Annotated in this window: 10 protein-coding genes; 7 read left to right on the top strand and 3 right to left on the bottom strand. The window is 61.3% G+C overall.

The window, feature by feature from the left end:
* The first annotated feature begins 39 nt into the window (after nt 1-39).
* A complete protein-coding gene (locus PUN71_RS12500; RefSeq protein ID WP_277798675.1) occupies nt 40-1,956 on the top strand; it encodes a helix-turn-helix domain-containing protein in 1,917 nt (638 codons plus the stop codon).
* Nucleotides 1,957-2,238: 282 nt separating this feature from the next.
* Here PUN71_RS12500 and PUN71_RS12495 read toward each other — a convergent pair whose 3' ends face one another.
* A complete protein-coding gene (locus PUN71_RS12495; RefSeq protein WP_277798674.1) occupies nt 2,239-3,300 on the bottom strand; it encodes a substrate-binding domain-containing protein in 1,062 nt (353 codons plus the stop codon).
* 109 nt (nt 3,301-3,409) lie between these two features.
* On the opposite strand from PUN71_RS12495, the gene PUN71_RS12490 reads away from it, so the two are divergent.
* The 5 genes from PUN71_RS12490 to acs all read left to right on the top strand — a co-directional run bounded on the left by PUN71_RS12490 (nt 3,410) and on the right by acs (nt 10,345).
* The gene (locus PUN71_RS12490) at nt 3,410-3,796 is read left to right on the top strand and encodes a MarR family transcriptional regulator (RefSeq protein ID WP_277798673.1); all 387 of its coding nucleotides are present in this window, start codon (nt 3,410-3,412) and stop codon (nt 3,794-3,796) included.
* A 467-nt stretch (nt 3,797-4,263) separates the two neighbouring features.
* Entirely contained in the window at nt 4,264-5,934 is a 1,671-nt protein-coding gene (locus PUN71_RS12485) for a purine-cytosine permease family protein (RefSeq protein ID WP_277798672.1), read from the top strand.
* 78 nt (nt 5,935-6,012) lie between these two features.
* On the top strand, nt 6,013-7,050 hold the full coding sequence (locus tag PUN71_RS12480; RefSeq protein WP_277798671.1) for an aliphatic amidase: 1,038 nt from the start codon (nt 6,013-6,015) through the stop codon (nt 7,048-7,050).
* A 23-nt stretch (nt 7,051-7,073) separates the two neighbouring features.
* Nucleotides 7,074-8,219, top strand: a complete 1,146-nt coding sequence (locus PUN71_RS12475; RefSeq protein WP_277798670.1) for an AAA family ATPase — start codon at nt 7,074-7,076, stop codon at nt 8,217-8,219.
* 104 nt (nt 8,220-8,323) lie between these two features.
* Nucleotides 8,324-10,345 (top strand): acetate--CoA ligase, encoded by a 2,022-nt coding sequence (gene acs / locus PUN71_RS12470; RefSeq protein ID WP_277798669.1) that lies wholly within the window; start codon nt 8,324-8,326, stop codon nt 10,343-10,345.
* Between the two features lie 77 nt (nt 10,346-10,422).
* Here the strand turns inward: acs and PUN71_RS12465 are convergent, their stop codons facing one another.
* Together PUN71_RS12465 and PUN71_RS12460 are read right to left on the bottom strand one after the other, a co-directional pair.
* Nucleotides 10,423-11,283 carry an alpha/beta fold hydrolase gene (locus PUN71_RS12465; RefSeq protein WP_277798668.1) on the bottom strand — a complete coding sequence of 287 codons (861 nt, stop codon included), beginning with the start codon at nt 11,281-11,283 and terminating at the stop codon, nt 10,423-10,425.
* Between the two features lie 18 nt (nt 11,284-11,301).
* Nucleotides 11,302-11,709: a hypothetical protein gene (locus PUN71_RS12460; protein ID WP_277798667.1), complete on the bottom strand. Its 408-nt coding sequence runs from the start codon at nt 11,707-11,709 to the stop codon at nt 11,302-11,304.
* A 218-nt stretch (nt 11,710-11,927) separates the two neighbouring features.
* Here PUN71_RS12460 and PUN71_RS12455 point away from each other — a divergent pair, with 218 nt between their 5' ends.
* Nucleotides 11,928-12,890, top strand: coding sequence for a LysR family transcriptional regulator (locus PUN71_RS12455; RefSeq protein ID WP_277798666.1), 963 nt, complete (start codon nt 11,928-11,930; stop codon nt 12,888-12,890).
* The last annotated feature ends 201 nt before the right edge of the window (nt 12,891-13,091 follow it).

The raw sequence follows: 13,091 nt of genomic DNA, 5'->3' as shown, positions 1-13,091 counted from the left end.
CCAGTGGGGTAATTTTGGCAGGACAGTAAGGAGGCAGGCATGGAAACCACGGGTCTGTGGCTGGAACGCATCGAGGCCGGCATCACCGACGAGGACTTGTCCAAGGCGTTAGATGAGGCACTGGGGCGCCATGAAATCACAGCCCGGGCCGCTCAGGCCGCCCGCAGCATTAATGCGCTCCTGCGGGAACGGCGGCAACGCGAGGACCTGCTCAGGGCACTCCATGACACCGCTACGGACCTGACGGGCATTAGGGACGTCGAGGCGGTATTGCTGGCAATCGTCAAGCGCACCCGCATCCTCGCCGGAAGCGACATGGCCTACATCAGTCTCAACGATTACGGACGAAACGAGACGTACATCAGAAAATCTGAGGGCGTCTCTACCGAGGATTACCGGACCATCCGGATGCCGATTGGAACCGGCGTGCTGGGTAAAGCCGCCGCCGGGCTCTCGCCCTTCCAGACAGCTGATTACCTCACCGATGACGCCCTCTCACACCTGCCGGATATCGACGATATTGTCGGGAAGGAGGGAGTTCGGGCCATACTCGGTGTTCCGCTGCACCTCTACGGCAAAGTCATCGGTGCACTTCTGATCGCCGACAGGAGGCCCCGGACGTACCCGCCGGAGCTTGTGGATCTAGTGGATACAATCGGAAAGCATGCCGCTGTGGCCATCGACAACGCCCAGAGCTTTGCGGAGGCCACCTCGGCGCTTCAACGTCTGGGAAATGAAAACCGCACCAGGCTCGAGGAGATGGGCGTCCTTCAAGGACTCGTCGACCTCGATGAACGGTTCATCGAGGTCGTGGTCCACGGAAGCGGTCTGGAAGGCTTTGCTGCCCTTTCCCGGCAGATTCTCGGCACGGACATCCTGATATTAGACGCCGCGAACGGGGCCCTTCACGAAGAACCCCTGGAGTCCCTGCACCAGGGCTCTGCCCCGCTCAGTTCCCTCATCACGCGGGAGGATGACCTGTCGGCTTTCACATCAAGCGTGGCCCAAGCCCTGGCGACCGGACGCGTACATATCTTCTCCACACCTCAGGAAGAACTTGTCCTGGTCCCAGCCCAAGCCGGCCCGAAACATCTGGCCACCCTCGTGGCCCGGGGCCCACTCACCGGAAGCCAACGTACGATCGTCGAACGGTTGGCCGTTTTCCTGACGGTTCTGCGACTTTTTGATCAAGCAACACAGGACTCTGCGCAACGGCTTCAGTACGAGGTCCTCGATGACCTTCTTTCTGACCGGGATGTTCCTCTGGACCTCATCCAGCAAAGAGCAGCACGCTTCGGCGTCCCGCCGACCGGGGAAATGACAGTGGCAGTCTTAGATTCCGCCGGCGCAGACTATGCCCGGGTTGAAAAAATCATCCGTGAAGGGCTGGGGCAGGTGAAAGCACTTATCGCCCGCCGCGGCTCCCGCACATACGTACTCGCATCAGGAAGCAAAAACATCATCGATGCCGTGGTGACGAAACTAAGGGAATCCAGAATCCCTACCACCACCGGACACGCCAGCACAGCCATGGGACTTGCCGGTATAAAAAAGGCACATCGCCAGGCCGAACTCGCCCTCTCCAGCCTCCTGGTTCTCGAACGACACGGCGAAATCCTGGACGGAAACCACCTCGGACACCTGGGACTGCTACTCGACGCAGTGCACACTAACGGGGAGCAGGAAAGCCTTTACTCCCAGATCCAGCCACTCATAAACCACGATGCCCAGCACAACACCGATCTGACCCGTACGGCCTGGACCTTCCTGGAAACAAACCACAACCTCGCCCGCGCAGCGGAAAACCTCTTCATCCACCGCAACACCGTCAAACAACGCCTCGAACGCATCTGCCTGCTAATCGGAGAAGACTGGCTCGACCCCACCCGTCAGCTGGACAACCACCTTGCCCTGAGGATCTGGCACCTGAAAACAAGCCACAATGGATCCCACTAATAATGCGCCAGCCTGCGCTTCCTGCTAGGCGGCAGATAACGGCACTGAAATGAAGAGGCCACCCCCCCCGCTGACGCAGCTGCCACTCCACCGGTGGACAACCCGGACAACAAAAGGCGCGAAACGCCGCCAGGCGATTACACGAGATGGTCTGGACTGGGTGCAGCTCGAAGCTGACGGCAGAGCCTACTTGTCTCCAACAAAAAGCACTCTCTACAACGAGCGCTCACGGGGATGGCAATTGGGCTTCGGTGTCCAGGGATGCCGACCCGGCCCCTGTGCTCACAGGGTGGCGATTATGTCGAAGTCGTGTCCTGAGGCCATTGCTAGGTGGATTGGCTGCACCGCCCTACCTTCGATGAAGTTTACGGTCCCCCGGGGTCCTTCGTAGGAGGCTTGGCTGGTGTTCTGAATGATCCGCTCGGCTTTGGTGCTGCGGGTGCGGGTTGCGGCGTCGGCCAGGAACCGAATCCCCTCGTAGCAGGATTCGGCCATGTTGTTCAGTGGGGGCGCCCAGCTGCCGTGCATCCTGCTGTAAGCGGAGACCAGGTCCATGGCTTCGTTTGTCCGTAGAGACCTGAAGTATGAGGCTGATACGTACAAGTTTTCGGTTGCCCCGGCACCGCTGGCCAGCAGCATGGTTTCTTCCATGAGAGGGCTGTAGCGGGCGATGCGGGAGGAGAGGCCTCTGCGGGCGAATTCGCGGTTGAAGTCGACGGCATGTTGACCAACCAGGAGCATCAGAACTCCGTCGCAGTTGCTGTGCTCTGCGAGGTCCACCAACTGGCGGATACGCCCTCCGCCGTAGGGCACAAAATGCTCCCCCACGATTGAGATGCCCAGCTCCTGGCTCTGGCTCCGAATTGCCTCGCTGGAAAGGCGCGGCCACACGTAGTCGTCTCCGACAACGAGCCAGCGTCTCAGCCCGGCCTGTTTGCGAAGCCATTCAAGGGCGGGCGCAATTTGCATGGAGGGCGTTTCGCCAAGACAGACCACACCCGCACTGTCTTCTCCGCCTTCATAGAGAGAGGTGTAGACGTAGGGTAGTTTTCCGGCAGTTTCCCGGGCGATGGCGAGACGGACAGAGGAAATGTGCCAGCCCGTGACGGCGTCGATGCGTTGCTCACGGATCAGGTCCCGGATCGTGGCGGCGACAGCCTCCGGCTTGGCGCCGCCGTCGACAAGCTCCACAGTGACCGGCCGGCCTCCAACGCCGGACGTTGCGTTGAGCTCGGCAACAGCCAGTTCCGTTACGGCTTCGCAGGACGGGCCGAACATCCCGGCGGGTCCCTGAAACGGGACGACCATGGCCAGGCGCCAGCTCTCATCGTACGATTGAGCCATTGTCATCTGTGTCTTCCGGGAATAACTTCCTGCGCAGCGTCTGGTGACGGGGGATAAACCAGCTGCCGTATATTATCATGGCCAGTACCGGCGAAATAAGGAGCTGTCAATGACGATCGACCTCGAAACGTCAACCGCGCCGGGCTCCTTCATTCGGGAAAATCAGCGGATCATGCACTTGCTGCGGAAAAAAGCCACCGAAGCCCTGTCGGCCGAAGGGCTGAGCTTGGACGAATGGCTTGTTATTGATGCGTTGACCAGCGCCCCCCAGACCATGACCGACCTCGCTGATTATCTGTGCATCACAGGACCGACGCTAACCCGGATCATCGACCGGCTGGTGTCCAAGGCCTTCGTTTACCGGGAGGTCGAACCCGGGGACCGCCGGAAGGTCCGCGTTCACATCGCCTCCAGGGGAAAAGCGGCACACTCGAAAACCGCGGAGGAACTGGCCCACATCGAAGATGCGGTCAAAACCGCGCACGCAGACGCCTAAACGCCAACCCACCCTCAGCCCATGTCCGCGTGGGTCCACTCTGCCGGTTCGACTGCCACTCCACCAGGCCTGATCCCATCGCGGTCAGGGCGCGGACCTGGCTAATGGCAGGGGCCGGAAGTTCAGGCGGCCTCGAACGGCGACACTCCCGCAGGCGCCCGCACCCCAAGGCACTGTCTCGAAATGCCGACACGGCCCCGAGCCCACTGACGATTACGTCAGCGTGACTCTTGACGTGATCCGGATCACGAAGTACTTTCATATGAAACATCTTTGAATGAATCCATCGGCGCCCCCTGCGAAGTGACCCTTCGACGGTGGGCGCCGATGAGTAAGCCCGTTTGCTAATTCCTAGGGCCCCAGCATCTCTCCTGCTGCCCACGGCCTTTACATCCTGAGCCAACTCGGCTTGCAGGATCGGGCCAGGTTTACCTCCGTTTTTATGAACCATGGAAAGGCATATCCCTATGTCTACAGACGTTGAACGTCCGGCCCCCGTCGAGGGCCATAGTGCCGGGATCAGCGCGAATAAGGAGTCCCTGGAGGACTACACCCTTCGGTTCGCTCCCCGGTCCTACCGCAAATGGACCGCCGGGGTCATCGCGACGGGCGCCTTGGGCGGTATTGCTTACCTGGCGGACTTCTCCATCGGCGCATCGATCGGCATGGCCCATGGCACTACTAACGCGCTCCTTGGCATCATGGTCGCTGCAGCCGCTATCTTCGTTACCGGTGTGCCTCTTGGTTACTACGCGGCCCGGTACAACATCGATCTGGACCTGATCACCCGGGGCGCCGGATTCGGGTACTACGGCTCGATCATCACCAACATCATTTTCGCCACCTATACCTTCATTTTCTTCGCCCTTGAAGGCTCCATCATGGCGCAAGGGCTGTCCCTGGGTCTTGGCGTGCCTAAACCCCTCGGCTACGCGGTCTCGACCCTTATCGTCATTCCCTTGGTCGTCTACGGGATGAAAACACTGTCAAAACTGCAGGTCTGGACCACCCCGCTGTGGCTGCTGCTGATGGTCGTCCCCATGGGGTACCTGATCATTACCCACCCAGGCTCTGTGGATACCTTCTTTAACTATCAGGGAGCGGACGGCGCCGGAGGTCCCAGCTTCGCCGCTGTCATGCTGGCAGCGGGCGTCTGTCTCTCGCTCATTGTCCAGATCGCCGAACAAATCGATTACCTGCGCTTCATGCCTCCCAAGACAGCGGCCAACAACACCGCCTGGTGGCGGGCCGTCATCCTGGCCGGCCCGGGCTGGGTCATCTTCGGCGCCATCAAACAGTCCATCGGACTGTTCATCACGGTCTACATCATCGCCAAACTCGACCCAGCCGCCGCCAGCATGACAACGGAACCGGTCCACCAGTTCCTCGGGGTCTACTCAGAAATGATGCCCGCATGGCTGGCCATGACCCTGGCCGTCGTCCTCGTCGTCATCTCCCAGATCAAGATCAACGTCACCAATGCGTATTCCGGTTCGCTGGCCTGGACCAACTCCTACACCCGCATCACCCGCCACTACCCCGGCCGACTGGTATTCGTTATCGTCAACGTCGCCATTGCGCTGCTGCTGATGGAACTGAACATGTTCGAGTTCCTCAATACCATCCTCGGTTTTTACGCCAACATCGGCATCGCATGGATCGTTACGGTGGCCACCGACATCGCAATCAACAAATACGTGCTCAAGCTCTCCCCCATGTACCCGGAATTCCGGCGCGGGATGCTCCACGCCGTCAACCCGGTCGGTTTTGTCTCGCTGATCCTCTCTGCAGGTATCTCCATCGCAATGTTCTTCGGAGCCTTTGGAAGTGCCGTACAACCGTTCTCCCCGATCTTCGCGGTCATCATCGCAGTCCTGGCCACTCCTGCCATGGCCATCATTACCAAGGGCAAGTACTACCTTCGCCGGACGGACGACGGAATCGACCTGCCCATGCTTGACGACGACGGGAACCCCTCGGATGTCCTGCTCCGCTGTCACGTCAGCGGCATCGAATTCGAACGTCCCGACATGATCGCCTCCGCGGTCCCTGCCGCGGACGGGTCCCCCCAATACGTCAGCTCCCTCATGCTCGCAACAGACAAGAACGCCGACCTCGTCCTGCCGGCACAGAAGTAACCCAGGCACCAACCAGCGGCATGTGCTTCACAGCCCTCCCAGAAACCGTTCAACCCTTCACAGATCAAGGACATCACAATGCGTCACGGTGACATCTCCTCCAGCCCCGATACCGTCGGTGTGGCAGTCGTCAACTACAAAATGCCCCGCCTGCACACGAAAGGCGAAGTACTCCAAAACGCCCGGAACATCGCGGACATGATCCGTGGCATGAAGAGAGGGCTCCCGGGGATGGACCTGGTCATCTTCCCCGAGTACTCGACCATGGGCATCATGTACGACAACGACGAAATGTACGCCACGGCGGCCACCGTCCCCGGCGAAGAAACAGACATCTTCGCTGCAGCATGCCGGGAAAGCAAAACCTGGGGAGTTTTCTCCATCACCGGTGAACAGCATGAGGAACACCCGAAAAAACCCCCGTACAACACCCTCATCCTGATCAATGACAAGGGTGAGATCGTCCAGAAATACCGCAAGATTCTCCCGTGGACGCCCATCGAGGGCTGGTACCCGGGAGAGGCCACCTATGTCACTGAAGGCCCCAAAGGCATGAAGATGTCCCTGATCATCTGCGATGACGGGAACTACCCCGAGATTTGGCGCGACTGCGCCATGAAGGGGGCAGAACTGATCATTCGCTGCCAGGGCTACATGTACCCGGCCAAGGACCAGCAGGTCCTCATGTCCAAGGCCATGGCCTGGAGCAACAACTGCTACGTAGCCGTCGCCAACGCCGCCGGCTTCGACGGTGTCTATTCCTACTTTGGCCACTCTTCCATCATCGGATTTGACGGCCGCACCCTGGGAGAAACGGGCGAGGAGGAAAACGGGATCCAATACGCCCAGCTCTCCGTCTCCGCGATCCGCGACGCGCGGGAAAACGACCAGTCCCAGAACCACATGTTCAAATTGCTGCACCGCGGCTACACAGGAATCCACGCTGCCGGTGACGGGGACAAGGGCGTGGCTGAATGCCCGTTCGACTTCTACAAAACCTGGGTCACTGACGCCGAACAGGCCCAGAAAAATGTCGAAGCGATCACGCGGAGCACTGTTGGGGTTGCCGGTTGCCGCGTCGGTGATCTTCCTGTCGAACAGGTCATGGAACTCTGACACCCGTACGGAAGGAAAATGTAATGCCCTACCTCAACGACATGTTAAACGCCCAGAACGCCAAGCGCCTCGAAGAAGAAGCGGTCGTTGAGGACCAGGCAGCATTGCAGGGGGCGGCGGAGCCTTTCAAGAAGAGTCCGCCGCCGCCAGGTGTTTTCGATCTATCCGGCTTCACGGACCGCCTAGGGCGCCGCATCCTTGGCCAGGACAATGCAATCAATGCCGTCTCGCGCGCCGTCAGCCTCGCTTCCATCGGGGTGACGGACCCACATCGGCCCCTGGCGAACATCCTCCTGGTCGGGCCCACCGGCGTCGGCAAAACCGAACTCGTCCGCCAAATTGCTTCCGAACTACGGTCAGGTCCGGATGACCTCTGCCGCGTCGACATGAACGCCCTCGCCCAGGAACACTACGCCGCGTCCCTCTCCGGAGCGCCCCCAGGCTACGCCGGAAGCAAGGAAAACTTCTCCCTCTTCGACCGCAGCAAGATCGAGGGCAACCCATACACGCCAGGCATCGTTTTGTTCGATGAAGTGGAAAAAGCCCACCCGACTGTCATCCGAACCCTGCTGCAGATCATGGACAACGGCGTCCTTCGCCTGGCCAGCGGACAGGAAACGATCTCCTTCCGGAACTGCTACGTCTTCATGACATCCAACCTGGGCTCCACGAAAGTGGCACGGAGAAGGACAAGTAAACGGCACGCCGTCACGCGGTACCTCCAGTCCCATGCCCCTGGCATGGCCGCCATGGCGGGACAGCAAACCGAGAAAGAAATATTCCAGGCTTCCGTCAAGGACTTCTTCGACATCGAACTGCTTAACAGGATCGATGAGACCGTTGTTTTCTCCCATCTGGACGACAAGACAGCGCACCAAATAGCAGACAAGGAACTTGAAATTCTGCGGGCACGCTTACGCCGGAAGTCCATCGAGATCAGTATCGACGACGACGTCATCAAGCAGTTGATAGCCAAGGGATTCGACCCAGTATTCGGTGCGCGGAGCCTTCGCAGAATAATCCGCACCCACGTAGCAGCAACGGTCGCCGACTGCATCCTTGGCGCTTCAGCTCAGGCACGCAAACACCCATTCACGGTCCTCGTGCACACAGCTGACGGACAAATCCGTGCCCGGCTTCATCACCAGGAAAAGGCCCTGCAGCAGTGAACAAAATAGTCGCCGCGTTTAGGGCCGGCACCACGGAAATCAGACAGCAGTCGGCTTTCGTTTCCCCTGATGGGCGGCAGCAACAGATGAATGATGAGGTTCACATGTCCCAGGACACTCCCAGCTCCACGGCCACCGTTCCGTCCGCTTCCGCCCAGGCCGCAGATCAGCAAGGCCATCAGGGCGACGCCTTTGCGAACCTCCTGCACGAGACACGCGCCTTCCCGCCCAGCCCCGAATTCGCGGCCAACGCGGTTGTCACCGAAGCAGAGTATGGGGAAGCCAATGCCGACCGCCCGGCCTTTTGGGCCAAGAAGGCCCGGGAGCTGCTGACCTGGAGCAAGGACTTCACGCAGGCCCTGGACTGGTCCGATCCGCCGTTCGCCAAGTGGTTCGTGGGCGGTGAGCTCAACGCCGCCTACAACGCCCTGGACCGGCACGTTGAGGCCGGTAACGGGGACCGCGTCGCCATTTACTTCGAGGGCGAGCCAGGCGACACCCGGACCTACACGTACGCGGAGCTGACCACGGAGGTGAAGAAGGCCGCCAACGCCTTCGAATCCCTGGGCGTCGCCAAGGGCGACCGCGTGGCCGTATACCTGCCCATGATCCCCGAGGCCGTCATCACCATGCTGGCCTGCGCCCGCATCGGCGCGGTCCACTCCGTGGTGTTCGGCGGGTTCTCCGCAGAAGCCCTGCGTTCGCGCATCGACGACGCGGAGGCCAAGCTGGTGGTCACCGCCGACGGCACCTACCGCCGTGGCAAGCCAAGCCCCCTTAAGCCCGCTGTCGACGACGCGCTTGCCCACGACGGCCACACCGTGCAGAACGTCGTGGTGGTCAAGCGCAACGGCCAGGACGTGGCATGGCAGGAGGGCCGGGACCACTGGTGGGCTGACACGGTGGGCACGGCATCGGCCGAGCACACCGCGGTGGGCCACGATTCCGAGCACCCGCTCTACATCCTCTACACCTCCGGCACCACCGGGAAGCCCAAGGGCATCCTGCACACCACCGGCGGCTACCTCACCCAGACCGCCTACACCCACCGGGCAGTCTTCGACCTGCACCCGGAAACGGACGTGTACTGGTGCACGGCCGACGTCGGCTGGGTCACCGGCCACTCCTACGTCACCTATGCGCCACTCATCAACGGCGCCACGCAGGTGATGTACGAAGGCACCCCGGACTCCCCGCACCAGGGCCGTTGGTGGGAGATTGTGGAGAAGTACAAGGTCTCCATCCTGTACACGGCCCCCACCGCCATCCGCACCTTCATGAAGTGGGGCTCGGACATCCCGGCCAAGTACGATCTCACCTCGCTCCGCGTGCTGGGCTCGGTCGGCGAGCCGATCAACCCCGAAGCCTGGATGTGGTACCGCAAGGTCATCGGCGGGGACAAGGCCCCCATCGTTGACACCTGGTGGCAGACCGAAACCGGCGCCCAGATGATCGCCCCTCTGCCCGGCGTCACCGCCACCAAGCCCGGCTCGGCGCAGGTGCCGCTGCCCGGCATCGCCGTGGACGTGGTGGACGAGATGGGTGAATCGGTCCCCAACGGCCACGGCGGCTTCCTGGTGATCCGCGAGCCCTGGCCCTCCATGCTCCGCGGCATCTGGGGCGACCCCGAGCGGTTCAAGGACACCTACTGGTCCCGGTTCGAGAACATGTACTTCGCCGGGGACGGCGCCAAGAAGGACGAGGACGGCGACATCTGGCTGCTCGGCCGGGTGGATGACGTCATGAACGTCTCCGGGCACCGCCTCTCCACCACTGAGATCGAATCCGCCCTGGTGAGCCACCCGGCCGTGGCGGAGGCCGCCGTCGTGGGCGCCACGGACGAAACCACCGGCCAGGCCGTCGTCGCCTTCGTCATCCTCCGGGGCGATGCCGCAAACAACGGCGACGAAACGGTGCAGGAACTGCGCAACCACGTGGGCAAGGAAATCGGGCCTATCGCCAAACCCAAGAACATCCTGGTGGTCCCTGAACTGCCCAAGACCCGGTCCGGCAAGATCATGCGCCGCCTCCTCAAGGACGTCGCCGAAGGCCGGGATCCGGGCGACGCCACCACCCTGTCCGACCCCACGATCATGCAACACATCGCGGTAAGCCTCAGGAAATAGGGGCCATGAGGACGCCAGGTCTCATGCAGTGGTTCGTCACTATGGAGGTCGGCGCCGGCCCTCAGGGTGCGGATCGGCTAAACCCGGGCGCTGGTCTTGGTGCGGATCATCTCCAGGGCCTGAACGAGGTAACCCTTGAAAACCGGGTAGTTCTCGCTCATCGGGAAATGGCCGATGTCCTTCATTTCGATGAATTCGCCGTTGCGGATCTGACTGGCCGTACGGGCGCTGTCCTCAGGGGTGGTGAGGTAGTCGTAATCGCCGGTCATGAGCACGACGGCGCACTTGTCCGTGTCGATCTCGCCCAGCTTGCCACGAAGGTCGTGGTCGACCGAGTAGAAGTACAGGTCACCCTTGAAGGCTTCCGAACCCTGGCTGTAGTAGAACCAGGTCTTCCACCGGTCTGCTTCCGGTGACTGGGGGGCCATGAGATCCCAGGTGCCGCTGGCGCACACCTGGGCGGCATTGGCATGCGGGTGCTGCCACCAGTCCAGATAAAAGCCCGGTGAATAGTCCGCTCCCTCTACCGGGATGACGGCGTCGAACCTCTCCGGGAAGCGGTGGGCGAGCTGCAGTGCGATATTTCCTCCGAAGGAGGATCCCATGAAGATGGGATCCTCCAGTTCCAGCGCATCGACGAGGGCGATGATGAAGTTGGCGTAGTGGTCCGCGCTGAGCTGGTACTCCTCGGTCCACCACTGGGTATTTTCCGGCGGGTCTGACTTGCCGTGACGGGGCAGGTCGTAGGCGATGACCCGGTAGCTGGCGGTGATCTCCGGGTCCTCCAGCAGCCCGCGCCATTGGTGGTTGTGGGCTCCGGCGGTGTGCTGGCAGACCAGGGGCTGGCCCTGGCCATTCTCCAAGTAGAAGACCTTGTATTCGAGGCCGTCAACGTCAACGGTGACGTAGTGGCCGGTGACGGGTGAAATTTTACTCATGTCAGGAACTCCTATGGTCTAGACGGGTGCGCCGGTTGAGCGCAGCAGTTCGATCTGGCGGGTCATACAGCGCAGATTCTGCATCAGGATCAGGACGTCACCCTCCAGCTTCATGTCGCGCTGGAACGTGGCTGCCCAAATGCCGTGGTACATGGGAGCCGGGACGGGCTTACCGAATTCAGCCCATGTGTGGGCGCTGGCCCGGATGGCGAACTGGTAGGGCACGTCGATGGGGCCCGGGTCCACGGAAATCTGGGCGATACTGCCGGACACCACCCGGACAACAAAGGTGTGCTCCTCCATGTCCAGCAGGTAAGAGCAGGTGAAGTACTTTCCATGGGCCTGGATTTCCGGGTCCTGGTTGTTGGCTTCGGTGAAGCTCTGAACCCAGGCGTCTACCGAAGGGGCACGTGTTGCGACCGTCATCTCGTTGTTCCTCTCAGTGGGATTCGCGGAGGAGCGGACTTCTCTGTCCGAACCTCCAAAGCGGGGTTCCTGAAGCGCCTTTCGGGCTGTCTCCGTTGGCAACCTTTCGCTGCTCCCATTCCAGCCCGGGGGGCACGCACGGTCCAATACCTGTCCCCTAACCGGCGATAGGCTCAAACTATTGGACCCGCGATTGTGGCGGGCCTTACAGTTGACGGATGCAGCAGCCACAGCTCGACCTGCGCGTCCTGCAGTACTTCGTCGCCGTCGCGGAAGAACTGCACTTCGGTCGAGCCGCTGCCCGGCTTCACATCGCCCAGCCCTCCCTCAGCGTCCAAATACGGAAGCTTGAACACTCGCTGGGCACTCCCCTGCTGATCCGGACCAGCCGCAGTGTAGCGCTGACAGGCGCCGGGGATGTCCTGCTGAGCGAAGCCAAGCGCCTCTTATCCGCCGCGCAGCGCGCCGTTTCCTTGACAAGGGAGGCTGCCAGCGGTGTGAGGGGAACCCTGATTGTCGGTTTCCAGGCCAACGCTGCTGCTGAACTGACGCCGCGGATCCTCACCGCTTTCAAGAACAATCACCCGGAAATCCACGTCCAGATGAGGTCTTTCGATTTCGCCGACCCCACCGCGGGGCTTGGAGACGGAAGCGCCGACGTGGCATTTGTGCGTCCACCCTTGCCGGCAGCGGACTGGCTCGCCATGGAAACACTGTTCGTCGAGCCGCGGGTCCTCGTCGTTGCCAGCAGTTCCCGCTTTGCCGGGTTGTCCGAGGTCTCGGTGGAACAGGTCGTTGATGAGCCCTTCGTCGCCCGCAAGGCTCCGGAGAAATGGAGGGATTTCTGGCTCGCAACCCAGGCCCGCGACGGCCAGCCGGTCCGTCTGGGCACTCAGGTAGCCACGGTCGATGAGTGTTTCGAAGCCATCCTGGGCGAGCGGGGCATAGCATTCACCCAGGCCTCCACCCAGCGTTTCTATGACCGTCCCGGACTCTCCTTCATCCCGGTCAACGATGTCCCGCCCTCTCCGCTATCTATCGCATGGCGCACCGACGTCAATGACGGGCTGGCACGCGAATTCGTCGAGACCGCCCGGACCCTCGCCTCCTTCGGAGGCGTCCCCAACCTCATTGATCCCCATATGCCGGGCGCGCTACCTTCTTCGCTCCATCTCAACTAGCGCCACCGCAATGCAGCTGCCACCCGCGCATCACCTTTGAACCACACCTCAACTTGACGGGAATACCGTCTGACGTGGCAGGAGTCAGCCAGTGCGCAGAACTCCCACTCGTACTTCAACGCCCGCCCCGTCAAAACATGTGACATAAGCACCCTCTGCGCAAGTGGACTTCGTCAGGGCCGGAATCGTTGGACTGTTTCG

This window comes from Arthrobacter sp. NQ7, from assembly GCF_029581595.2.
In the GTDB taxonomy this organism is placed as follows: Bacteria; Actinomycetota; Actinomycetes; order Actinomycetales; family Micrococcaceae; genus Arthrobacter; species Arthrobacter phenanthrenivorans_B.
The sequence above is the reverse complement of the archived record's forward strand: the minus strand, read 5'-3'. Positions and strand labels throughout refer to the sequence as shown.

Coding starts and splice junctions, on each gene's coding strand:
- PUN71_RS12500 (WP_277798675.1), top strand. CDS start 40: ATGGAAACCACGGGTCTGTGGCTGGAACGCATCGAGGCCGGCATCACC.
- PUN71_RS12495 (WP_277798674.1), bottom strand. CDS start 3,300: ATGGCTCAATCGTACGATGAGAGCTGGCGCCTGGCCATGGTCGTCCCG.
- PUN71_RS12490 (WP_277798673.1), top strand. CDS start 3,410: ATGACGATCGACCTCGAAACGTCAACCGCGCCGGGCTCCTTCATTCGG.
- PUN71_RS12485 (WP_277798672.1), top strand. CDS start 4,264: ATGTCTACAGACGTTGAACGTCCGGCCCCCGTCGAGGGCCATAGTGCC.
- PUN71_RS12480 (WP_277798671.1), top strand. CDS start 6,013: ATGCGTCACGGTGACATCTCCTCCAGCCCCGATACCGTCGGTGTGGCA.
- PUN71_RS12475 (WP_277798670.1), top strand. CDS start 7,074: ATGCCCTACCTCAACGACATGTTAAACGCCCAGAACGCCAAGCGCCTC.
- acs (WP_277798669.1), top strand. CDS start 8,324: ATGTCCCAGGACACTCCCAGCTCCACGGCCACCGTTCCGTCCGCTTCC.
- PUN71_RS12465 (WP_277798668.1), bottom strand. CDS start 11,283: ATGAGTAAAATTTCACCCGTCACCGGCCACTACGTCACCGTTGACGTT.
- PUN71_RS12460 (WP_277798667.1), bottom strand. CDS start 11,709: ATGACGGTCGCAACACGTGCCCCTTCGGTAGACGCCTGGGTTCAGAGC.
- PUN71_RS12455 (WP_277798666.1), top strand. CDS start 11,928: ATGCAGCAGCCACAGCTCGACCTGCGCGTCCTGCAGTACTTCGTCGCC.